This window comes from Streptomyces sp. NPDC029164 (assembly GCF_055563995.1).
Genome location: NZ_JBVHWW010000001.1, coordinates 341,057 through 363,160, shown reverse-complemented (window position 1 = coordinate 363,160; position 22,104 = coordinate 341,057). Strand labels below are relative to the sequence as shown.

Sequence of the window (22,104 nt, the reverse complement as noted above, 5' to 3'; positions counted from 1 at the left end):
CAAGCCCCCCCCTCCCCCCCCCCCCCCTCCCCCCCCCCCCCCCCTTCCGCCCCCCCCCCCCCCCCCCCCCCCCCCCCCCCACTCCGTACGTGAATCGGGTCGGGAGGCGGTTCAGGACTTGCCCGTGGCCCTCTTCGTCTTGTCCGAGGCCTTCGCCGTCATTTCCTCCGCCTTGCCGCTCATCTGCTCGGCACTGCCCTCCGCCTGCATGCCCTTGTCGTCCATGGCGCCGCCGGCGCGCTCCTTGATCTTACCCTTGACCTGCTTGGCCTTGCCCTTTGCCTTGCTCATGACGGGGTCGTTCCTTTCTGGAAGGGGTTGCTGCCCACCTTGCTTCGATGACAGGCGCTCCGCAATTCGTGCCGGAATCCCCCTGATGAATACGGGTGCCGGCGGCCTCCCCACCTGGGCGCACCCGGGTACGGCCGTGGCATGCTCAAGGAATGAAGGGCGATGCCGTGCCTGCGGGCGAGGGCGCCGGGCCCGAGGTGCTGGCGCTCGCCAAAGTGGTCGCCAGGCTGCGATCGGAGGTCGTGGACCTGGAAGGCGTCGCCGCGACCACGGCCGTCGTCGAGCGGGCCAAGGGCGTCCTGATGGCCCAGTCGGGCGTATCCGCCGACACGGCCCACGCCATGCTGCTCGGCCGGGCCGGCGCGGGGGGCCGCACCCTTCTGGAGGAGTCCTGGCTCACCCTGGGGCAGATCCCGTCGCACCCGCCGCCCGGAACCGCATCCGCCGCCCCGCCCACGGCCGCCGCGGCAGGCGCGGGCAGCGAGCCGGCCGCCCCGGACTTCGGCTCCGGACGCCGGCTCATCGGCGGTCACACCGGTCCGGCCGCCCTGCGCCCGCCGCTGGCCCGGCTCGCCGACGGCCTGGCGGCGGCCCACGGCGGTGACGACATCGCGGAGCTGCTGCGGACCGTGCTCGGCACCGGGGCCGGCGTGGACGCGGTGATGATCTACACCCTGGCGTCCGCCGGAAACCTGGAGCTGATCGGCCACGCCGGGATCGACGGCGTGCTGGCCGCACGGTGGCGCCACATCCCCCCGCTCTCCGGCGTGGCCGCCCACGAGGCGGTCACCGGACGCCGGGCCCTGTGGCTGGAGGATCCGGCGCAGGACGCCCGCCACTACCTGCTGATCGGCGACGCGACGGACCGCTGGCACTCCCGCGCCTGGATCCCCGTACCCGCCGACGGCACCCCGGACAAGGCCATCGGCTTCCTGCGGATGCGGCCCGGGCCCTTCCCCGCCGACATCCGGGCGCTGCTGCGGCGGGCGGCGCGCTTGTGCGCCGGTCCGCTGGAGATGCCGGAGCGGCGCCGCGACACCGCAGCCGAGCCGGCGGACGTGGACGTGGCCGCCGCCCAGCGGATGCTGGACGCCCTGGCGGGGCCCGCGATCCTGCTCACCCCGCTGCGCTCGGAGGCCGGCGAGGTGGAGGACTACCGCATCGACGCGGCGGCGCCCGAGTCGGTGGACGTCGCCGGGCGGCGCGGCAAGGAGCTCGTCGGCCGCCGGGTCCTGGAGACGTACCCGACCGTGGTGGGCACCGCGCTGTGGGACGGGTACCTGGAGACGCTCACGACGGGAACGGCGTACGAGGGCGAGCCCTTCACCTACGAGGAGGTCGTCGCCGGTGTCCCGCAGCAGTCCGTCTACTCGGTCCGGGCCTCCAGGCTGGGAGACCGGCTGGTCGTGTCCTGGATCCGGCACGACACGAGCGAGCGCGAGGCCCGGCGGCTGGCCGACATGCAGCGGCTGGGCAACCTGGGCTGGGCCGGATGGAACCTGGCGACGGACACCATCACCTGGTCCGATCAGGTCTACGCCATCTTCGACCGCGACCCCCGCCACGGCCCGATGGCACTGGAGGAGCTGCCGCGGCGCGTCCTCCCCGACGACCTGCCCACGCTGGGCACCGCCCTCCGGCTGCTGGTGAGCGAGGGGGAGCCCGTCGACCAGCCGTTCCGGATCACGACCGCCGACGGCGTGCGTCACCTGCGGATCGTCGCCGAGGCCCAGACGGACGCGGACGGCACACCGGTCGAGGTACACGGTTTCTTCCAGGACCTCAGTACGCAGCGCGGTGTCGAGCTCGCACTGCGCGAGAGCGAGCGCGCCGTCCTCGTCCAGCGCGGCATGCTCCAGGCCGAGCGGGCACTCGCCGCGAGCCTCCAGGACACCCTGCTGCCGATCCCCGATCAGTCCCTGGAACTGGCCGGCCTGCGCATCGACGTCGCGTACGTTCCGGCCGACCGAGGGGTCAACGTCGGCGGCGACTGGTACAGCGCCATCGAACTGCCGGACGGCAGTGCCCTGTTCGTCGTCGGGGACGTGGCCGGCCACGGTCTGGCCGCCGTCGGCACGATGGCCCAGCTGCGGTTCACCACGAAGGGCATGACGGTCACCGGCTCGCCCCTGCCCGACGTGCTGCGCCGGCTCAACTCCCTCCTGCTCCACACCGCCACGGACCCGCCCGCCACCGCGACCGCCACCATGGTCATGGGCCGCTACCAGCCCTGGGACCGGCGCCTGACCTGGGTACGGGCCGGCCACCTGCCCCCGTTGCTGGTCCGCGGCGACCGGGCGAGCTTCCTGGAACAGCCGCCGGGCAACCTCCTCGGCGCGACCTTCGACGCCTCGTACGGTCAGGCCGTCCTCGAGCTGATGCCCGGCGACCGCCTGCTGTTCTACACGGACGGACTCGTGGAGGAGCCGGGCGAGGACATCGGCGTCGGACTCGACCGGCTCGCCGCGTCCACCGTACGGCTCCTGCGGGCGGGACGCGGCGAAACCCTCGCCCGGACGCTGGCCGCGCTGTGCCCGGGCAACCGCGACGACATCTGCGTCCTCGACATCCACGTCCCGGACGACCCGTGAACCGGCCCGCCGGGCGCGGCCGCGCCACGGCGCCGACCGGCTCTGCGCGCCCCCGGGGCGCAGGCTTGGACGGCAGCCGACGGGGTAGGCGCGCTGTACCCCGAGAATCGCGGACGGGAGAGGGAGTGTGTGCCTGATGCCCACGGCGAGCGGAGAACGATTCACCGTCGAGGCGCGGTCCCTCCAGGGGGCCACGGTCCTGGCCATGGCGGGGGAACTCGACCACGACACCGCCGAGCCCCTGCGGCAGGCCCTGGACACCGCCTGGCCGGATGGCGGGCGGCTGCTCGTCGATCTGACCCGCCTGGACTTCTGCGATTCCACGGGCTTGAACGTGCTGTTGCGCGGCCGGCTCGCCGTCCAGGAATCCGGTGGCACCCTCGAACTGGTCGGCCTGCACCCACCTGTCGCACGCATGTTCCACATCACGGGGGCGGACCGGCTCTTCCGGCTGCACACGGACGTGGAAGCCGCGCTCGCGACGTCCCAGCACCCGTAGGGGAGGAACACCGATGGACGAGGGCCGGTCGCCGGAGCTGACCCGGCTCCTCGTGCTGCACGAGGCCGCGAACGCGGTCACCCGGTGCCGCGACTTCACGCGCCGGGCCCTCAAGGAATGGCGCTGGCCGCCGGGCCCCGTGGAGGAGGGCACCCCCGGGGCGGAGGTCACCGACGACGTCCTCCTCCTGGTCTCCGAAGTCGTGGCCAACGCCTGCCTGCACGCGGGCGGGCCCACGTCCCTGGCGCTGCGCTGTACGAGCGAGCGGCTACGGATCGAGGTGACGGACGCGAGCCCCGCCGCACCACGGGCCACGCGCCGGTCCGACCCGTCCCGCCCCGGAGGCCACGGGCTCCTCATCGTGGAACGGCTGGGCCGGAACTGGGGCTGGAGCCCGGTGGGCGGCAACGGCAAGTGCGTGTGGGTGGAGATCGGCCACCGCTAGTCGCAGCCGTCGGGGGCGACGGCGGGGCGGCGTGCGCGAGGCGGTGGCGGGCCACCGAGGGGCGGACGAGGCGGCGCCACGCGGCGCGCGATCCCGTGCCGAGCACGAGGAGATCCTCCGGGTCGCTCGCGGTGCCCCCGAGGGCCGCGCCGGAGCCCTACGCCGCCCCCTGGCTCGGGGTCCCCGTCAGTGATGCGTATGGACTTGGCCCGCTGCCGTAAAGGTCCCGTCATGGGGTGGCCGCGGGTGCGTACCGGCGGGGATAGCTTCGTTGTCGCGCCCTGGACTGCCTCCCCGCATCCGGGGCCTCAACCGCCACTCGTGGTTCCTCTGGGAGGGCCTCATGTGTTTGTTCCAGTACGACGACGACCCGGAGCCTGAAGAACGCGTCCCGGCCGGGCCCCTGTACGTGCCGGTCCTGCCGGGAAGGGCGGAGGTGCCGGTACGCCTGTTCCGCACCCCGCTGGGAGCACGTACCGCCGTGGGCTTCACCAGTGCGGGGCGGCTGGCGGCGACGCTCGGCGCCGGCCACCGGTGGATCCGGCTCTCCGAGTCCGCGCTCCGCGCGATGGCCGAACCGATCGGAGCGTCACTGCTGACCGTCGACCCGACGCTCACCGCACCCGCGGTCGCCGGAACGCCGACGGGAGCCGCGACCGGGACGAACGCCACCGCGGTCCCGCAGGCTCCCGAGACCGCCGCCCGGACCGCGTGAAAGGGAGCCGCGCCATGGCCACCGCAGCCCTCTCCGAGATTCCGGCCGGTGCCGGTGAACCGTCCGTGTGGCCCGCCTCCACGACCCGGCTTCCGCACGGTGACCTGGCCGTCGGCGGGGTGTCCCTGACCGAGGTGGCCGAGCGCTTCGACACCCCGGTGTACGTCCTCGACGAGGGCGAGGTGCGCGGGCGCTGCCGGACCTACCGGGACGCCTTCCCGGACGCCGACGTGCTGTACGCGGCCAAGGCCTTCCTCTCCCGCGCGATGGTGCGCTGGATGGAGGAGGAAGGACTGGGGCTGGACGTCTGCTCGGCCGGGGAGCTGGAGCTCGCCGTCACCGCGGGCTTCCCGCCCGAGCGCATCGTGCTGCACGGCAACGCGAAGTCGCCACGGGACATCGGGGCGGCGCTGCGTCTCGGAGTCGGCCGGATCGTCATCGACAGTCCCTCCGAGATCGCGCGGATCGCCGCGGCCGTCGGGCCCGAGGGGCACCAGAAGGTGATGGTCCGCGTGGTGCCGGGCGTCTCGGCCGGCGGCCACGACAAGATCCGTACCGGTACGGAGGGCCAGAAGTTCGGGCTGTCGCCCACCGACGGGTCGGCGCAGGACGCCATCGCGCGCATACTCGGCCAGCCGCGGCTCGAACTGACCGGCCTGCACTGCCACATCGGCTCCCAGATCACCGAGGTGGAGCCGTACCTGGTGGCCGTGCGCCGGATGGTCGGGCTGCTGGCCCGCATCCGTGACGCGCACGGAGTCGTCCTGCCCGAGCTGGACATGGGCGGCGGCCACGGCATCGGCTACCGGCCCGGCGAACCCGCCCTCGATCTCACCGCCCTCGCCCGGGGCCTTCGCGCCGAGCTCGGCGAAGGCTGCGCCGCCGCGGGCCTGACCGTACCGCGGCTCGTCATCGAACCGGGGCGTGCCGTCGCCGGTCCCGCGGGGGTGGCCCTGTACCGCGTGCTCGCCGTCAAGCACACCGGCGAGCGGGTCTTCGTCGCCGTCGACGGAGGCATGAGCGACAACCCGCGCCCCGCCTTGTACGGGGTGCGCTGCGCACCCCGCCTGATCGGCCGTCACTCCGCCGCCGGCGCCCGCACGACCACGGTCGTCGGCCGGCACTGCGAGGCCGGGGACGTGCTCGCCGCCGACGTGGAGCTGCCCGGCGACATCCACCCCGGCGACCTGCTCGCCGTACCGGTGGCCGGCGCCTATCAGCTGTCCATGGCCTCCGGATACAACATGGTGGGGCGTCCCCCGGTGATCGCCGTGCACGAGGGCACGTCCCGCGTGCTGGTCAGGCGCGAGACGCTGGAGGACTTCCGCAGCCGGGACATCGGCAGCTAGGTCCCGTGCCTACGACCGGTAGACGAGCTCGATCACCATCGCGGCGATGAGGGCCCAGACGCCGATGCCCAGCAGCCACAGGGCGTCGACGGCGGCGCCGGTGGTGACGACGACGAGGCCGGCCGCCGCGAGGGCGAGTACGGTCCGGCGGATGGCGCGGTCGGAGTGCGAGCGAGTGGTCACGCCAGTGAGAATCCCGCCGGACCCTCGCCGTGGCGAGGGTCCGGCGGGATTCCTGTCGCCATCTTGACGCGAACAGGTCAGCCGGCGTGGCGCCGGGAGCCGGTCGGCCTGCTGGGGCTGCGCGGCTGCCGCTTCGAATGCGGAACCCTGATGGGCCGGCTGCCCCGGCCGGAGCACGACGGCAGCGTGGGGCTGCGCCTCGGCAGCCGGATCACCGAGTACGCGGACTGGCCCGACGGCGAGACCGAGCTGCGGGTGATCGGCGGTGGCCACTACCACGGCCGCTTCCTCCTCGACCCGCGCCCCGGCCGCCCCCTGCCGCCCGAGGAGGCCCGTCTGGTGGCCGTCGCGTCGGCCGCTCAGGCCGGCGCCGCCCTGGACACCTCCGGCCTGCCTCACCAGGCCTGATCGTCCGCGGGCCACATGCCCGTCAGGGTGGCGTCAAGAGTTCCCGTGCCTCCGTATGGAGGCCGTCAAAGCGTCTCAACGCCGTGGTGAAGAGGGGGTTATCTGGTCATCGGCCATCTGGCCGATTCACCTCACTCACTTCATCCAGGAGCTCACGATGGCCGATCTGGCCTTCGTCGTCACCACGGTCGCGGTGTTCGCGCTGGTGGCTCTCATCGCCCGAGGGGTGACCAAGCTGTGAACGTCGAGAACATCGTCGGCCTCGCTGTGGCCGTCTCCCTGCTCGGTTACCTCATCCTCGCCCTTGTGTACCCGGAGAGGTTCTGAGCACTGACATGAGCCCCGTAACCGCTGGTGTGCTCCAGCTGCTCGCACTGATCGCCGCACTCGCGCTGGCCTACCGCCCGCTCGGCGACCACATGGCCCGCGTCTACTCCTCCGAAACGCACTACAAGCCGGAGAAGTGGATCTACAAGGCCATCGGCGCCAACCCGTCGGCCGAGATGCGCTGGCCCGCCTACCTGCGCGCCGTCCTCGCCTTCTCCGCCGTCAGCGTCCTCTTCCTCTACCTGCTCCAGCGCCTGCAGGGCGTCCTGCCCGGCTCGCTCGGCTTCGTCTCGATCGACCCCGACCAGGCCTTCAACACCGCCGCCTCCTTCGTGGCCAACACGAACTGGCAGTCGTACTACGGCGAGCAGGCCATGGGCCACGTCGTGCAGACCGGCGGCCTCGCCGTGCAGAACTTCGTCTCCGCCGCCGTCGGCATGGCCGTCGCCGTCGCCCTCGTACGCGGCTTCTCCCGCTCCCGCACCGGTGAGCTGGGCAACTTCTGGTCCGACCTGGTCCGCGGTACCGTCCGCATCCTCCTGCCCATCTCGGTGATCGGTGCGATCGTCCTGGTCGCCTGCGGTGCCATCCAGAACTTCGCCGGGATCCACGAGGTCGGCCAGTTCATGGGCGGCACCCAGCAGTGGAACGGCGGCGCTGTCGCCTCCCAGGAGGTCATCAAGGAACTCGGCACGAACGGCGGCGGCTACTTCAACGCCAACTCGGCCCACCCGTTCGAGAACCCGACCCCGTTCTCGAACCTCTTCGAGATCTTCCTGATCCTCGTCATCCCGTTCGCGATGACCCGCGCCTTCGGCCGCATGGTCGGCAATCTGCGCCAGGGCTACGCGATCCTCGCGACGATGGGCATCATCTGGGTCGGCTTCACCGCTCTGATGATGTGGGCCGAGTTCGCGCACCACGGTCCGGCCTTCGACGTCTCGGGTGGGGCGATGGAGGGCAAGGAGACCCGATACGGCATCGCCGCCTCCTCGATCTTCTCGGTGGCGACCACGCTGACCTCGACGGGTGCGGTCAACTCCTTCCACTCCTCCTACACCGGGCTCGGCGGCGGCATCCAGCTGCTGGGCATGCAGCTCGGCGAGATCGCACCCGGTGGTGTCGGTTCCGGCCTCTACGGCATGCTGATCATGGCGATCATCGCGGTGTTCATCGCCGGTCTTATGGTCGGCCGCACCCCCGAATACCTGGGCAAGAAGATCGGCACCCGCGAGATCAAGCTCGCCGCCTGCTACATCCTCATCACCCCCGCCCTGGTCCTGTGCTTCACGGCGGCCGCGATGGCCCTGCCCACCCCGGGCCATTCGATGACCAACACGGGCGCGCACGGCTTCTCGGAGATCCTCTACGCCTACACCTCCGGCGCCAACAACAACGGCTCCGCCTTCGCGGGCCTGAACGCCGACACCCAGTGGTTCAACAGCACCATCGGCATCGCCATGCTGCTCGGCCGCTTCCTGCCCATGGTCTTCGTCCTCGCGCTCGCCGGCTCGCTCGCCGAGCAGAAGCCCGTACCGGAAACCGCGGGCACCCTGCGCACCGACAAGCCGCTCTACGCGGGCCTGCTCGTCGGCACGATCATCATCATCACCGGACTCACCTACTTCCCGGCCCTGGCGCTGGGTCCGCTCGCCGAAGGGCTCGCATCATGAGCACCGCCACTCCCACAAGGGCTCCGCACCAGGACGTGCCCACCGGTCACCACCCTGGCGCCGGCCGTGTCGGCGGGGGCCTGTTCGATCCCAAGCAGCTGCTGAAGTCCTTCCCGGACGCGGTCCGCAAGCTCGACCCGCGGATCATGATCAAGTCCCCGGTCATGTTCGTCGTCCTGATCGGCTCGGTCGTCACCACCGTCCTCGCGATCAAGAACCCGGCCGACTGGTTCGGCTGGGCGATCACGGCATGGCTGTGGCTGACCACGATCTTCGCCAACCTGGCCGAAGCCGTCGCCGAGGGCCGCGGCAAGGCCCAGGCCGACACCCTGCGCAAGGCCAAGACCGACACCGTCGCCCGCCGCCTCAACGGAGCGGCCGAGGAGCAGGTGCCCGGCACCGAGCTGAAGATCGGCGACCTGGTGGTCTGCGAGGCCGGCGACATCATCCCCGGCGACGGTGACGTCGTCGAGGGTGTGGCCTCCGTCGACGAGTCCGCCATCACCGGTGAGTCCGCACCCGTCATCCGCGAGTCCGGTGGCGACCGCAGCGCGGTCACCGGTGGCACCAAGGTGCTCTCCGACCGGATCGTCATCAAGATCACGACGAAGCCCGGCGAGACCTTCATCGACCGCATGATCGCCCTCGTCGAGGGCGCCGCCCGGCAGAAGACCCCCAACGAGATCGCCCTCAACATCCTGCTGGCGTCCCTCACCATCGTCTTCCTGCTGGCGGTCGTCACCCTGCAGCCGTTCGCCATCTACGCGGACGCCAAGCAGTCCATGATCGTGCTCACCGCGCTCCTCGTCTGCCTGATCCCGACCACGATCGGCGCTCTTCTGTCCGCCATCGGCATCGCGGGCATGGACCGGCTGGTCCAGCGCAATGTCCTCGCCATGTCGGGGCGCGCGGTCGAGGCCGCGGGTGACGTCTCCACGCTGCTGCTCGACAAGACGGGCACCATCACCCTCGGCAACCGCCAGGCCTCGGAGTTCGTCCCGGTCAAGGGGACGACGGAGGCCGAACTGGCCGACGCGGCCCAGCTGTCGTCGCTGGCCGACGAGACTCCCGAGGGCCGCTCCATCGTGGTCCTCGCGAAGGAGAAGTACGGCCTGCGCGAACGCCACCAGGGCGAACTCACCCGGGCCGAGTGGATCGCGTTCACCGCCCAGACCCGTATGTCGGGTGTCGACGTCGACGGCAGGAAGACCCGTAAGGGCGCGGCCGGTTCGGTCATCACCTGGGTCAGGGAGCGGGGCGGACGGGTCTCCGACGACGCCGACCTCCTCGCCAACAAGATCTCCGAGGCCGGCGGCACCCCGCTCCTGGTCGCCGTCGAGGACGACGAGGGCGCCCGTGTCCTGGGCGTCATCCACCTCAAGGACGTCGTCAAGGAAGGCATGCGCGAGCGGTTCGACGAACTGCGCCGCATGGGCATCAAGACCGTCATGATCACCGGTGACAACCCGCTCACCGCGAAGGCCATCGCCGAGGAGGCGGGTGTCGACGACTTCCTCGCCGAGGCCACGCCCGAGGATAAGATGGCCCTCATCAAGCGGGAGCAGGCCGGCGGCAAGCTCGTCGCGATGACGGGTGACGGTACGAACGACGCCCCCGCCCTCGCCCAGGCCGACGTCGGCGTGGCGATGAACACGGGCACCTCGGCCGCCAAGGAGGCCGGGAACATGGTGGACCTGGACTCCAACCCCACCAAGCTCATCGAGATCGTCGAGATCGGCAAGCAGCTGCTGATCACGCGTGGTGCCCTGACCACGTTCTCCATCGCCAACGACGTCGCGAAGTACTTCGCGATCATCCCGGCCATGTTCGCCGTGGTCTACCCGGGCCTGGACAAGCTCAACGTCATGGGCCTGTCCTCCCCGAACTCCGCGATCCTCTCCGCGGTCATCTTCAACGCCCTGATCATCATCGCGCTGGTCCCGCTCGCCCTCAAGGGCGTCCGGTACCGGCCCACCAGCGCCGACAAGATGCTCCGCCGCAACCTGGGGATCTACGGACTCGGCGGCCTCGTCGCCCCGTTCATCGGCATCAAGATCATCGACATGCTCATCTCCCTCATCCCCGGAATCGGCTGACCCCATGAACAACTCCGTAGGAAACACAGCACGGTTGATCGGGGCGGGCCTGCGGGCGCTGCTGGTCCTCACGGTCATCTGCGGGGTCCTCTACCCCCTCGCCGTCACCGGGATCGCCCAGGCCCTCTTCGACGACAAGGCCAACGGCTCCGAGATCAAGGACAAGAGCGGCCAGGTCGTCGGCTTCTCCCTCATCGGGCAGACCTACAACCTGCCCAAGCAGAACCCCGATGACCCCGAGGAGGCCGCCAAGCCAGACCTCACGTGGTTCCAGCCGCGCCCCTCCAACGGCCTCGGCTCCAACAGCGTCAACACCCAGTACTCACTCATCCTCTCGGGAGCCACCAACCGCTCCGCCGACAACGGCGCCGTCAACGGCCGGTGCACCAAGGACGCCGAGGAAGGCACCCTCTGCGCCCAGGTCATCGCCGCCAAGGAAGCCGTCGTCGCCGACAACTCCACCACCGGACACCAGATCAAGCCCGAGGACGTCCCGGCCGACGCCGTCACCTCCTCCGGCTCCGGCCTCGACCCGAACATCTCCCCCGAGTACGCCAAGCTCCAGATCCACCGCGTCGCCGAACAGAACAACCTCGACGTCAGGCAGGTCGAAAAGCTCGTCGCCGACCACACCACCGGCCGCACCCTCGGCTTCATGGGCGAACCCCGAGTCAACGTCCTCGAACTCAACATCGCGCTCAAGGCACTGACCGAGAGCTGACATTGCGCACGGCAAAGGTCCGGAGCCGGCGGGACGCGCATCTCGCCCAGCCACCGCTGGGTGAGGGGGAAACCCTTGGCGTCCCGCCGGCTCCGACCCGTACCCACGAAAGAGGAAGGCCCCACACCGATGATCAAGGTGCTGGTGGTGGAGGACGATGCCCAGCTCGTCCGCGCGCTCAAGATCAACCTGGCGGCGCGGAAGTTCGAGGTCCAGACGGCATCCGACGGAAACGCCGCCCTGCGGCTGGCGGCCACACGCAAGCCGCATGTCATCCTGCTCGATCTCGGCCTCCCGGACATCGACGGCGTCGACGTGATCAAGGAGGTGCGGGAGACCAGCGGCGTGCCCATCCTCGTCCTCTCCGCCCGGCACACCTCCGAGGAGAAGATCCGAGCCCTGGACGCGGGGGCCGACGACTACGTCACCAAGCCGTTCAGCATGGACGAGCTCCTCGCCCGGCTGCGGGCCGCCGTCCGCCGCCGGGAGGTTCCGGCGCCCGCCGACGAGATCGCCACGGTCACGACCGACGAGTTCACCGTCGACCTGGTCGCGAAGAAGGTCCGGCGAAACGATCGCAGCGTCCGGCTGACGCCGACCGAGTGGCACCTCCTGGAGATCCTCATCACCAACCCCGGCCGGCTGATCAGCCAGCGAAGGCTCCTGCTCGACGTCTGGGGTCCGGCGTACTCCGGGAACACCAACTACCTCCGCGTCTACATGGCCCAGCTCCGCCGCAAACTGGAAGCGGACCCGTCGCATCCGAGGTACCTGATCACCGAGCCCGGCATGGGCTACCGCTTCGAGGGATGACGTCATGGGACGCGGCACGTTTCGTATCCATCTGGGATCGGCCCCCGGGGTCGGCAAAACGTACGCGATGCTCTCGGAGGGCCACCGCCGGGTGGAACGCGGCACCGACGTCGTCGTCGCCTTCGTCGAGCACCACGACCGGCCGCGCACCGAGGTGATGCTGCACGGTCTGGAACAGATCTCACGGCGCGAGCTGGAGTACCGGGGTTCCACGTTCACCGAGATGGACGTGGACGCGGTCCTCGCCCGCCGCCCGTCGGTGGCGCTCGTCGACGAGCTCGCCCACACCAACGTGCCCGGCTCGCGCAACGCCAAGCGCCGGCAGGACGTCGAGGAACTCCTCCGGGCCGGCATCGACGTGGTCTCCACCGTCAACATCCCGCACCTGGAGTCGCTGGGCGACGTGGGCGAGACGATCACCGGGGTGCGGCAGCGGGAGACCGTACCCGACGAAGTGGTGCGCCGCGCCGAGCAGATCGAGCTCGTCGACATGTCGCCGCAGGCCCTGCGCCGCCGCATGGCCCACGGGAACATCTACAAGCCCGACAAGGTCGATGCCGCCCTCTCGAACTCCTTCCGCCCCGGCAACCTCACCGCCCTGCGCGAACTCGCGCTGCTCTGGGTCGCCGACCGGGTCGACGATTACCTTCGGGAGTACCGCGGCGAGCACAACATCCGCACCACCTGGCAGGCCCGCGAGCGCATCGTCGTGGGCATCACCGCCGGACCGGAGGGACGCACCCTCATCCGGCGTGCCGCCCGCCTCGCCGAGAAGGGCTCGGGCGGCGAGGTCCTCGCCGTCTACATCGCCCGCAGCGACGGACTGACCGCCGCCTCGCCCAAGGAACCGGCCGTCCAGCGCACCCTGGTCGAGGACCTCGGCGGCGGCACCGAGGCGACATGGTCATCGCGGCGGCCGGGGAGCTGATCCCCGGTGACGGCGAGGTGATCGAGGGCGCGCGGCCAGCGTCGACGAGTCCGCCCGCACCGGTGAATCCGCGCCGGTCATCCGCGAGTCGGGCGGGGACCGCGGTGCGGTCACCGGCGACGGCACCCACGACGCACCGGCGCCGGCCCGGGCGGACGTCGGAGTGGCGATGAACACGGGCACGTCGGCCGCGAAGGAGGCCGGCAACATGGTCGACCCCGACCCCGACCCGACGAAGGTCATCGAGATCGTGGAGATCGTGGAGATCGGCAAACAGCTCCTCATCACGCGGGGCGCGCTGACGGCCTTCTCCATTGCATCTCGACAGGTCAGGCAAGATGTCGGCTGCCGGTCCCCGCATGGGCCTCGCTTGACTGGTGGACCGCGCGACGGGTAGGGAGAGGCTGTTCATTGCGCAAGGTGTGAAAAACGGGGGACGTATGAAGCCGCTCGAAACGGGTGATCCCACCTCGCTCGGCGAGGGCCGCTACCGGCTGGTGGGACGGCTCGGCCAGGGGGGCATGGGCGTGGTCTACCTGGGCCGTTCCCAGTCCGGCCGTGCGGTCGCCGTCAAGGTCGTACGTCCCGAGTTGAGCACCGAGCCCGGGTTCAAGCGCAGGTTCGCCGACGAGGTCGCGGCCGCACGGCGGGTCGGCGGCTTCCACACCGCGCCGGTGGTCGACGCCGACCCGGACGGGGAGCCGGCCTGGCTGGTGACGGCCTTCGTGCCCGGTCCCACCCTGCAAGCGGTACTCGCCCGCGTCGGATCGCTGCCCCTGGACACGCTCACCGTCCTGGCGGCCGGCCTGGCCGAGGCACTCGAGGCGATCCACCGCGCGGGGGTCATCCACCGCGATCTCAAGCCCGCGAACATCATCGTCGCGGAGGACGGGCCGCGCGTCATCGATTTCGGCATCGCGCGCGCTCTGGACGGCACGTCCCTGACCCAGACCGGACTACAGGTCGGCACGCCGGGATTCCTGGCCCCCGAGCAGCTCACCGGCGGTGGCGCGGTCACCCCTGCGGTCGACATGTTCGCCCTGGGGGTGGTGCTCACCCAGGCGGCGGGCGGCGCCCCCTTCGGTGACGGCCCGTCCGCGGCCAGGCACTTCAAGGTGGTCTACGAGGAGCCGGACCTGACCGCGGTGCCCGGTGAACTCCGCGAAGCCATCGGCGCCTGCCTGTCCAAGGACCCGGCGACGCGGCCCACCCCGGCCGCCTTCCTCGCCACTCTCACCGTCCGCCACCCGGACGGTGGCTCCTGGCTGCCGGAGGCGGCGACACAACTGCTCCCGCCCCCGGAACCGGCCGTGCACCCCACCGAGCCGGACGGCGGCCCGTCGGACACCGCGCAGGACGTGGCGGTACCGGACGCCGTCCCGCCGGTCGTCGCGGAGCCCCGTACGGAAGAGCCGCGCACCGTGACCGGACCCGCGGCGCGGCTCTCCCCCACCCCCGCAACCGCCCCCGCAACCGCCCCCGCGCAGGTGCCGCAGAGGGTTGCGGGCAAGCCCCGGCGTCGCCGCGCGGTGGTGGCGGCGGTGCTCGCGACCTCTCTCGCGGTCGTCGGCCTGTACGTGTGGCAGCCCTGGACCGACTCCACCAAGGACGATGCCAAGCCCGGCCCCGCCACGCCCACCGGATCCGCCGCTGCCCCTGCCCCGTTCCCGGCCGATCCCCTGCTGATCCGGCAGGACACCGCCCCGGGCTGGCCCGCGACGTGCCACGGCGTCATCGCCCGCCGGGACGCCGCGACGGAGAAACCCGTGGAGCTCATCGCAGGGGGCGCGGGCGCATGCGACACCCTGCCCCAGTGGTCCCCTGACCGCAGGTCGTTCGCGTTCACCCGCAGCACACCCGAGGGCACCGCCGTCTGGACCGCCAACGCCGACGGTTCGAACCCGCGGCGGATCACCTCCATCGCCGGCGGCAGGGTGTCCTGGTCGCCGGACGGCAGCCAACTCGCCGTGCTCCGCAAGAAGGACGGTGTCCAGCAGCTGTTCGTGGTCGACGTCGCCGACCGCACGGCTCGCCAGCTCACCTCGGGCGGGGGCCAGGTCGAGGATCCCGCGTGGTCGCCGGACGGCAAGAGCATCGCGGTCTGTCTGCAGACGGCGCCCGAGAACTGGCAGATCCACCTGGTCGACCCCGCCGCCCCGAACCGCGCGCCGCAGCAGGTGACCCGGCTGCCCCATCCGGCACTCGACCCGGTGTGGTCGCCCGACGGCTCCACCTTCGCCTACACGGCGGGGACCTACGGCACGGGCACCCAGGGCGACATCCGCCTCGTGGACGCCGACGGCAGGGACGATCGTGAACTGGTCGCCACCAGCGCCCACGAGATGGACCCCGCCTGGTCCGCCGACGGCACGTGGGTGGCCTTCGTCCGCGGCCCGTACGAGAAGCCCGTGATCTGGGCCGTGCGCGCGGACAAGACCGGCGAACGTACGCTCACCACCGGCGGCGGCGCCGAGGGACATCCCTCCTGGCGCTGAGAGCGGCAGAGGCCTCCGGCTCCCCCGGCAAAGCCGCCAGGTCCTCGACGTCGGCCCGGCGGCGTGACGAGCGCGGCCTGAGTCCGGTGCCACGCCCGAGACCCCCGTCTGCGTGTCACCGCGAGGTGGGCTGTCCTAACGTAAGCGAGCGAGTGACCTGTCGGCCTCACCGGGAGATACGCATGAGGATGCTGATCAACAGTCCGCAGACCGTGGTCGCCGACGCCCTGCGGGGGATGGCGGCCGCCCATCCCGAGCTGGACGTCGACGTGGAGCGGCGGGTCGTCGTACGGCGCGACGCGCGGGCCGGCGGGCGGGTCGGGGTGGTGTCCGGGGGCGGGTCCGGGCACGAGCCGCTGCACGCCGGATTCGTGGGGTACGGGATGCTGTCGGCCGCGTGTCCCGGTGAGGTGTTCACCTCGCCGGTGCCCGACCAGATGGTGCGGGCGGCCGCGGCCGTGGACTCCGGCCAGGGGGTCCTCTTCGTCGTCAAGAACTACACCGGGGACGTACTGAACTTCGACATGGCCGCCGAGCTCGCGGAGGAGGACGGCCTGCGGATCGAGCGCGTCCTGGTCAACGACGACGTCGCCGTGACCGACAGCCTGTACACGGCCGGGCGGCGCGGCACCGGGGCCACCCTCTTCGTCGAGAAGATCGCCGGAGCGGCCGCCGAGGAGGGGGCGCCGCTGGAGCAGGTCGCGGCGATCGCCCGCCGGGTCAACGCCTCCTCGCGGAGCTTCGGGGTGGCGCTGAGCGCCTGCACCACGCCCGCCAAGGGCAGCCCGACCTTCGATCTTCCGGACGGGCAGCTGGAGTTGGGCATCGGGATCCACGGCGAGCCGGGCCGGGAGCGGCGGGCGATGATGCCGGCCGCGGAGATCGCGGAGGTCGCGGTGGGTGCCGTACTGGAGGAGCTGACGGAGCTGGGCCCGGCCGACGGGCCGGTGCTGGCGCTGGTCAACGGGATGGGGGCCACGCCGCTGCTGGAGCTGTACGGGTTCCACGCGGAGGTGGCGCGGGTGCTGGCCGCGCGGGGTGTGCGGGTGGCGCGGGCGCTCGTGGGGAACTACGTCACGTCGCTGGACATGGCGGGGTGTTCGGTGACGCTGTGCCGGGCCGACCAGGAGATGCTGCGGCTGTGGGACGCGCCCGTCCAGACCGCGGCGCTGCGGTGGGGCCGCTGACCGTAAGGTGTCGTGGGACTGGCCAGACCGATGCGAGGCAAGGAGATCCGGTGCGCGACGCAGACTTCTTCTGGCGGTGGATGGCGGCCGCCGCGGCCGCGGTCGAGCGGGAGGCGGACCGGCTGACGGAGCTCGACTCCCCCATCGGGGACGCCGACCACGGCAGCAACCTGCTCCGGGGGTTCACGGCGGTGCTCCCGGCCCTGGAGGCGGAGGACCCGGCGGCGCCGGGCGAAGTGCTGCAGCTGGCCGGGCGGACGCTCATCTCGACGGTCGGCGGCGCGTCGGGCCCCCTGTACGGGACGCTGCTGCGCCGCACCGGCAAGGCCCTCGGGGAGGCGGCCGAGGTCTCCGACGCGGAACTGCGCGAGGCCCTGTACGCGGGAGTGGCCGCGGTGGCGCAGCTGGGCGGGGCGGCTCCGGGCGACAAGACGATGCTGGACGCGCTGGTGCCGGGGGTGGCCGAGCTGAGCACGTCGTACCGGGCGGCCGCGGACGCGGCGGAGAACGGGGCGCTGGCGACGGTTCCGCTGCAGGCGCGCAAGGGCCGGGCCAGCTACCTGGGCGAGCGCAGCATCGGGCACCAGGATCCGGGCGCGACCTCGTCGGCGTTGCTGTTCCGGGCGCTGGCGGACGTGGCGGAGCCGGGCGAGGGCACGCGATGACCGGCCCGGAACCGGGCCCGGGCGCGGCCCTGGTGGGCATCGTGCTGGTCTCGCACAGCACGTCGGTCGCGGAGTCGGTGGCGGAGCTGGCGCGCGGCCTGGCGGCGGGCGGCCCCCTGGCCCCGGTGGCCGCGGCGGGCGGCACCGCGGCCGACGGGCTCGGCACGAGCGCGGAGCGGATCGTCGCGGCCGCGCGGGCGGTGGACCAGGGCGCCGGGGTCGCGCTGCTGGCGGACCTGGGGAGCTCGGTCCTGACGGTGAAGGCCCTGCTGCTGGACGACGAACTCCCGCCGGACTCCCGGCTGGTGGACGCCCCGTTCGTGGAGGGCGCGGTGGCCGCCGTGGTGGCCGCCTCCAGCGGCCTGCCCCTCCGGGAAGTGGCCTCGGCGGCCACCGAGGCGTACGCGTACCGCAAGACCTGACCCCCGGACCACGGGTCCGGGAGCCAGGGAGTCGGGGAGTCGGGGTTCCGCGCAGGCGGCGGGGCCCGTACCGCCCGGCCCGTACCGCCGGGCCCGTACCGCCCGGCCCGTACCGCCGGCCGCGGGAAGCTACGGGCGGCCGCGCAGGGATTCGATCTCGCGGCGTTCGCGCTTCGTCGGACGGCCGGCCCCGCGGTCGCGGATGCCCACCACGGCGGCCTCCACGGGGGTCGGCGGCGGCGGGCTCTTGTCGATCATGCATGCGGCGGCGACGGGGGCGCCCACCCGCTTGGACACGGGCCGCTTCACCACCACGATCCGCTCGCGCCCCGCGTGGAAGAGCCGTACCTCGTCACCCGCGCGCACCGCCTGCGCCGGCTTCGCGCGCTCCCCGTTGACCTTCACATGGCCCGCCCGGCAGGCGGTCGCCGCGATCGAGCGGGTCTTCGTCAGACGCACGGACCAGATCCACGCGTCGACCCGCACCGTGCCCGATTCCGTTCCCGATACCTCATCAGCCATGCCCCGACTCTAGCGAGGCGGACGCGGCGGAGCGGAACGAGTTTTGGCAGATACACCAAGAGGTATGGCATCTGCCATAGAGATGAGCCCAAAAGGTTTGCAAACGCGCCATACGTGCGCCTACCTTGTCGCATATGCAGTCCTACACCATCGGGCAGGCGGCGCGTCTGCTGGGCGTCAGCCCGGACACCGCGCGCCGCTGGGCCGACGCGGGCCGGGTCGTGACCCATCGCGACGAAGCCGGCCGTCGCCTGATCGACGGCCGTGACCTGGCGGCGTTCTCCGTCGAGGTGGGCCAGGGCGCACACACCGAGGACGGCGAGCCGTACACCTCGGCTCGCAACGCCTTTCCCGGCATCGTCACCGCCGTCACACTCGGCGACGTGGCCGCCCGGGTCGAGATCCAGGCAGGTCCCCACCGTCTTGTCTCGCTGCTCACCCGTGAGGCCGTCGAGGAACTCGGGCTGGAGGTCGGCATGCAGGCCACCGCCCGCGTGAAGTCCACCAGCGTGCACATCGACCGCACCTGAACCCGGGACGGCCCCACCCGCGGTCCGCCCCGTCCCCCGCGGTCCCCCCGCACCACCCGCTCAGCACCACCGCACGTCCCCACCCGCTCCGCCCGTCACCGGCGCGGGTCACCACCGCGCGGAACCGGCACCTGCCGGCCGCGGACCCGACCGAGGAGCCCCTGCTCATGTTCCCGACCCTGACCCGCCGCCGCGCCGCGGCCGCCGCCCTGACCGCCGCCCTGCTCGTACCGCTGGCCGCCTGCGGCAACGCCGACGAGAAGCCCGCCGCCGGTTCCACGCCCGGCTCGGCCTCGGCCTCCGCCGAGCCGAAGGCCGCGAACCTCACCGTCCTCGCCGCCTCCTCCCTCACCGACGTCTTCAAGACGGCGGGTGAGGCGTACCAGAAGGCCCACCCCGGCACGAAGATCACCTTCTCCTTCGCCGGTTCGCAGGAGCTCGCCGCGCAGGTCAAGCAGGGCGCTCCGGCCGACGCGCTGGTGACCGCCGACACCAAGACCATGGACGGGCTGCGGACCGAGACCGGCGAGCCCACGATCATCGCGAAGAACCGCCTGGTCATCGCCACCGGCAAGGGCAACCCGTTCAAGGTCGACGAGCTCAAGGACCTCGCCGACACCAAGCTCAAGGTCGTGCTCGCCGCGCCCGAGGTCCCGGTCGGCCGCTACAGCAAGCAGATCCTCGACGCCCAGAAGGTCGAGGTGAAGCCGGTCTCCCAGGAGCCCAACGTCCGCGCCGTGCTGAGCAAGGTCGAGCTGGGCGAGGCCGACGCCGGCCTCGTCTACAAGACCGACTCCGCCAAGTCCGGCGACAAGGTCGTCACGGTGGACATCCCGGACGAGCAGAACGCCCTGGCCTCCTACCCGGCCGCCACGCTGAAGCAGTCCAAGAACGCCGAGGCCGCGGGCGCGTTCGTAGCCTGGCTGAGCACCCCCGAGGCCCAGAAGATCCTGCAGGACGCGGGCTTCCAGAAGGTCTGAGCGCCGTCGGCGTCCGCATGACGAGGGGCTGTCCGATCCGGGGGGACGGGCAGCCCCTCTCGGCGTACCCGCGAGGCTGTCCGTACGATCTTCCCTCGCCTTCCCCCGCCGTCCCCCGCCCCTCCCCAGCCAGGAACACCATGAGCAGACTCCACACCCGCACCCGCACCCGCACCCGCACCCGGCCCCCGCTGACCCTGGCGATCCCCGCGCTGCTCGCCGTCGCGTTCCTGCTGATGCCGCTCATCGGCATCCTCGCCCGCACCCAGTGGGGCGAGCTCGGCTCCCATCTCGGCAGCCCCGGCGTGGTCGAGGCGCTGAAGCTCTCGCTCCTGGTGTCGCTGTGGGCCCTCGGCCTCTCGCTGCTCCTCGGCGTACCGCTCGCCTGGCTGCTGGCCCGCGTCCCCTTCAAGGGCAAGGCGCTGGTCCGCTCCCTCGTGCTGCTCCCGATGGTGCTGCCGCCGACCGTCGGCGGTGTCGCCCTGCTCCTGGGCTTCGGCCGCCGCGGGCTGCTCGGGCCGTGGCTGGAGGACGCCTTCGGGATCACCCTGCCCTTCCACACCTCGGGCGCGGTCGTGGCGGCCACCTTCGTCGCCATGCCGTTCCTGGTCATCAGCCTGGAGGGCGCCCTCGGTGGGCTCAAGCAGAGCTACGAGGAGACCGCCGCCTCGCTCGGCGCCTCACCGGTCCGCGTGTTCTTCACGGTGACCCTGCCCATGGTGGCCCCCGGCCTGATCGCCGGAGCCGCGCTCACCTGGGCCCGTGCGCTGGGCGAGTTCGGCGCGACCATCACCTTCGCCGGGAACCTGCCCGGCACCACACAGACCCTGCCGCTCCAGGTGTACCTGCTGCTCCAGGACCAGCCCGAGGCGGCCACCTCCGTCTCGCTGCTACTGCTGGCGATCGCCATGGGCGTACTGATCGCTCTGCGCGGCCGTTGGACGGGCACGCCGGTCGTCGTCCGCGAGGCCGTGGCCGCGCCGCCGGTCCCGGACGAGGCACCCGGTGCCGCGCCCGACGCGAGCCCCGCCGCGGAGACGGCCGCACCGGCGCGGTCCACGCCGGAGTCGGCACCGCGTGAGACCGGGCACTGGCCGCTGCACGCCACCGTCACCGGCTTCAACCGGCTCACCCTGGCCGCCGAACCGGGCACCACCATCGCCGTCGTCGGTGAGAACGGCTCGGGCAAGACCACCCTGCTGCGGGCCCTGCTCGGCCTGACCCACCGGGCCCACGCCGAGCTCCGGCTCGGCGACGCCGACGTCACCGCGCTGCCCCCGCACAAGCGGCAGGTCGCCTGGGTCCCGCAGGACGGTGCGCTGTTCCCGCATCTGAACGCCCTGGCGAACACCGCGTACGGGCTGCGCGCACACGGGGTACCGCGTGCCGACGCCCGCCGCGAGGCGCAGGCCTGGCTGGACCGGCTCGGCGTCGGGCACCTCTCCCACCGCAAGCCGGCCCAGCTGTCCGGGGGCCAGGCCCAGCGGGTGGCCCTGGCCCGCGCGCTGGCCGCCCGGCCGCGGCTGCTGCTGCTCGACGAGCCGCTGGCCGCCCTCGACCAGACCACGCGGGCTCGCGTCCGGCACACCCTGCGCACGCACCTGGCCGGCTTCGGCGGGGTCTGCCTCATCGTCACGCACGATCCCGTCGAGGCGGTTTCGCTGGCCGACCGGGTCCTCGTACTGGCCGACGGCCGCACCCTCCAGGACGCGCCGCCCGCCGAGGTGGCCCGGCACCCGCGCTCCCCCTGGGTGGCCCGCATGCTGGGGCGCAACGCCTGGCCGGGCATCGCGTCGGCGGACGGGCTGGCCCTCGCCGAGGGCGGACGGCTCGTCGTCGCGGAGGCACTGCCCGAAGGGGCGCAGGCGCTGGCGATCATCGCCCCGGAGGCGGTGTCGGTGCACCGGGACCGCCCGGCCGGCAGCCCCCGCAACGTCTGGCCCGGCACCGTACGGGAGATCACCGCGGTCGGCAGCCGGCTGCGCGTGCTGATCGCCCCGGCCGGTGCGCCCGACCTGGTCGCGGAGATCACCCCGGAGGCGGCGTCCGAGCTGGGCCTCGCCGACGGGGCCGAGGTGTGGACCAGCGTGAAGGCCACCGAGATCACCCTCGTCCGCCTGTGACGACCTGACGGCCGGACCCGACGGCTCCCCACCGCGTGCCTGAAGCGGCGGCCCGGCACTCCGGCCGCTCCCCAGGCCCCAGGGTCCCGTCCGTCCCGGGCCGGGCGGGCGGGCCCCGGTGTCCCGTCCCGGCCGGGACGG

At 72.4% G+C, this 22,104-nt stretch carries 22 protein-coding genes and 2 pseudogenes; 21 read left to right on the top strand and 3 right to left on the bottom strand.

Annotated features, from left to right (window positions below; translation table 11 throughout):
• Positions 1 to 111: 111 nt before the first annotated feature.
• Complete coding sequence (locus tag ACZ4VT_RS01585) at positions 112 to 291, bottom strand: CsbD family protein (RefSeq protein ID WP_467945601.1); 180 nt, start codon at positions 289 to 291, stop codon at positions 112 to 114.
• A gap of 152 nt (positions 292 to 443) precedes the next feature.
• Between ACZ4VT_RS01585 and ACZ4VT_RS01580 the strand changes: the two genes are divergently transcribed.
• The 5 genes from ACZ4VT_RS01580 to lysA all read left to right on the top strand — a co-directional run bounded on the left by ACZ4VT_RS01580 (position 444) and on the right by lysA (position 5,890).
• Positions 444 to 2,882, top strand: coding sequence for a SpoIIE family protein phosphatase (locus ACZ4VT_RS01580; RefSeq protein WP_467945599.1), 2,439 nt, complete (start codon positions 444 to 446; stop codon positions 2,880 to 2,882).
• 136 nt (positions 2,883 to 3,018) lie between these two features.
• A complete protein-coding gene (locus ACZ4VT_RS01575) occupies positions 3,019 to 3,381 on the top strand; it encodes an STAS domain-containing protein (RefSeq protein WP_467945597.1) in 363 nt (120 codons plus the stop codon).
• A 13-nt stretch (positions 3,382 to 3,394) separates the two neighbouring features.
• Positions 3,395 to 3,826, top strand: coding sequence for an ATP-binding protein (locus tag ACZ4VT_RS01570; RefSeq protein WP_467945595.1), 432 nt, complete (start codon positions 3,395 to 3,397; stop codon positions 3,824 to 3,826).
• 343 nt (positions 3,827 to 4,169) lie between these two features.
• Positions 4,170 to 4,541 carry an SAV_915 family protein gene (locus tag ACZ4VT_RS01565; RefSeq protein ID WP_467945593.1) on the top strand — a complete coding sequence of 124 codons (372 nt, stop codon included), beginning with the start codon at positions 4,170 to 4,172 and terminating at the stop codon, positions 4,539 to 4,541.
• 14 nt (positions 4,542 to 4,555) lie between these two features.
• On the top strand, positions 4,556 to 5,890 hold the full coding sequence (lysA, locus tag ACZ4VT_RS01560; protein ID WP_467945591.1) for a diaminopimelate decarboxylase: 1,335 nt from the start codon (positions 4,556 to 4,558) through the stop codon (positions 5,888 to 5,890).
• Positions 5,891 to 5,899: 9 nt separating this feature from the next.
• Here the strand turns inward: lysA and ACZ4VT_RS01555 are convergent, their stop codons facing one another.
• Entirely contained in the window at positions 5,900 to 6,073 is a 174-nt protein-coding gene (locus ACZ4VT_RS01555; protein ID WP_467945589.1) for a hypothetical protein, read from the bottom strand.
• 63 nt (positions 6,074 to 6,136) lie between these two features.
• On the opposite strand from ACZ4VT_RS01555, the gene ACZ4VT_RS01550 reads away from it, so the two are divergent.
• The 13 genes and pseudogenes from ACZ4VT_RS01550 (at position 6,137) to ACZ4VT_RS01490 (ending at position 17,808) form a co-directional block, all read left to right on the top strand.
• Positions 6,137 to 6,481, top strand: coding sequence for a hypothetical protein (locus tag ACZ4VT_RS01550; RefSeq protein ID WP_467945587.1), 345 nt, complete (start codon positions 6,137 to 6,139; stop codon positions 6,479 to 6,481).
• Positions 6,482 to 6,536: 55 nt separating this feature from the next.
• Positions 6,537 to 6,722: a hypothetical protein gene (locus tag ACZ4VT_RS01545; RefSeq protein ID WP_467945586.1), complete on the top strand. Its 186-nt coding sequence runs from the start codon at positions 6,537 to 6,539 to the stop codon at positions 6,720 to 6,722.
• Entirely contained in the window at positions 6,719 to 6,808 is a 90-nt protein-coding gene (gene kdpF / locus ACZ4VT_RS01540; RefSeq protein ID WP_397727868.1) for a K(+)-transporting ATPase subunit F, read from the top strand. The genes ACZ4VT_RS01545 and kdpF overlap by 4 nt, the downstream gene beginning before the upstream one ends.
• Positions 6,809 to 6,816: 8 nt before the next feature.
• A complete protein-coding gene (gene kdpA, locus ACZ4VT_RS01535) occupies positions 6,817 to 8,481 on the top strand; it encodes a potassium-transporting ATPase subunit KdpA (protein WP_467945584.1) in 1,665 nt (554 codons plus the stop codon).
• A complete protein-coding gene (kdpB, locus tag ACZ4VT_RS01530; protein WP_467945582.1) occupies positions 8,478 to 10,577 on the top strand; it encodes a potassium-transporting ATPase subunit KdpB in 2,100 nt (699 codons plus the stop codon). The genes kdpA and kdpB overlap by 4 nt, the downstream gene beginning before the upstream one ends.
• A gap of 4 nt (positions 10,578 to 10,581) precedes the next feature.
• A complete protein-coding gene (locus tag ACZ4VT_RS01525; RefSeq protein ID WP_467945581.1) occupies positions 10,582 to 11,298 on the top strand; it encodes a potassium-transporting ATPase subunit C in 717 nt (238 codons plus the stop codon).
• Between the two features lie 129 nt (positions 11,299 to 11,427).
• Complete coding sequence (locus ACZ4VT_RS01520) at positions 11,428 to 12,111, top strand: response regulator (protein WP_467945579.1); 684 nt, start codon at positions 11,428 to 11,430, stop codon at positions 12,109 to 12,111.
• 4 nt (positions 12,112 to 12,115) lie between these two features.
• A pseudogene (locus ACZ4VT_RS01515) lies at positions 12,116 to 12,997 on the top strand (histidine kinase); the annotation flags it as partial.
• Between the two features lie 151 nt (positions 12,998 to 13,148).
• Positions 13,149 to 13,361: pseudogene (locus ACZ4VT_RS01510) on the top strand (potassium-transporting ATPase subunit B); the annotation flags it as partial.
• Positions 13,362 to 13,479: 118 nt separating this feature from the next.
• Complete coding sequence (locus tag ACZ4VT_RS01505; RefSeq protein WP_467945577.1) at positions 13,480 to 15,534, top strand: protein kinase domain-containing protein; 2,055 nt, start codon at positions 13,480 to 13,482, stop codon at positions 15,532 to 15,534.
• A gap of 182 nt (positions 15,535 to 15,716) precedes the next feature.
• Complete coding sequence (gene dhaK / locus ACZ4VT_RS01500; RefSeq protein ID WP_467945575.1) at positions 15,717 to 16,721, top strand: dihydroxyacetone kinase subunit DhaK; 1,005 nt, start codon at positions 15,717 to 15,719, stop codon at positions 16,719 to 16,721.
• A 50-nt stretch (positions 16,722 to 16,771) separates the two neighbouring features.
• Positions 16,772 to 17,386, top strand: coding sequence for a dihydroxyacetone kinase subunit DhaL (dhaL, locus tag ACZ4VT_RS01495; protein WP_467945573.1), 615 nt, complete (start codon positions 16,772 to 16,774; stop codon positions 17,384 to 17,386).
• On the top strand, positions 17,383 to 17,808 hold the full coding sequence (locus ACZ4VT_RS01490) for a PTS-dependent dihydroxyacetone kinase phosphotransferase subunit DhaM (protein ID WP_467945571.1): 426 nt from the start codon (positions 17,383 to 17,385) through the stop codon (positions 17,806 to 17,808). Before dhaL ends, ACZ4VT_RS01490 begins: the two co-directional genes overlap by 4 nt.
• Positions 17,809 to 17,937: 129 nt before the next feature.
• Here ACZ4VT_RS01490 and ACZ4VT_RS01485 read toward each other — a convergent pair whose 3' ends face one another.
• Positions 17,938 to 18,330 carry an RNA-binding S4 domain-containing protein gene (locus ACZ4VT_RS01485; protein WP_467945569.1) on the bottom strand — a complete coding sequence of 131 codons (393 nt, stop codon included), beginning with the start codon at positions 18,328 to 18,330 and terminating at the stop codon, positions 17,938 to 17,940.
• A 134-nt stretch (positions 18,331 to 18,464) separates the two neighbouring features.
• Here ACZ4VT_RS01485 and ACZ4VT_RS01480 point away from each other — a divergent pair, with 134 nt between their 5' ends.
• The 3 genes from ACZ4VT_RS01480 (at position 18,465) to ACZ4VT_RS01470 (ending at position 21,963) form a co-directional block, all read left to right on the top strand.
• Positions 18,465 to 18,860, top strand: a complete 396-nt coding sequence (locus ACZ4VT_RS01480; protein ID WP_467945568.1) for a TOBE domain-containing protein — start codon at positions 18,465 to 18,467, stop codon at positions 18,858 to 18,860.
• A 167-nt stretch (positions 18,861 to 19,027) separates the two neighbouring features.
• Complete coding sequence (gene modA, locus ACZ4VT_RS01475) at positions 19,028 to 19,840, top strand: molybdate ABC transporter substrate-binding protein (RefSeq protein ID WP_467945567.1); 813 nt, start codon at positions 19,028 to 19,030, stop codon at positions 19,838 to 19,840.
• Between the two features lie 140 nt (positions 19,841 to 19,980).
• Positions 19,981 to 21,963 (top strand): ABC transporter permease, encoded by a 1,983-nt coding sequence (locus tag ACZ4VT_RS01470; protein ID WP_467945566.1) that lies wholly within the window; start codon positions 19,981 to 19,983, stop codon positions 21,961 to 21,963.
• Positions 21,964 to 22,104 lie beyond the last annotated feature (141 nt).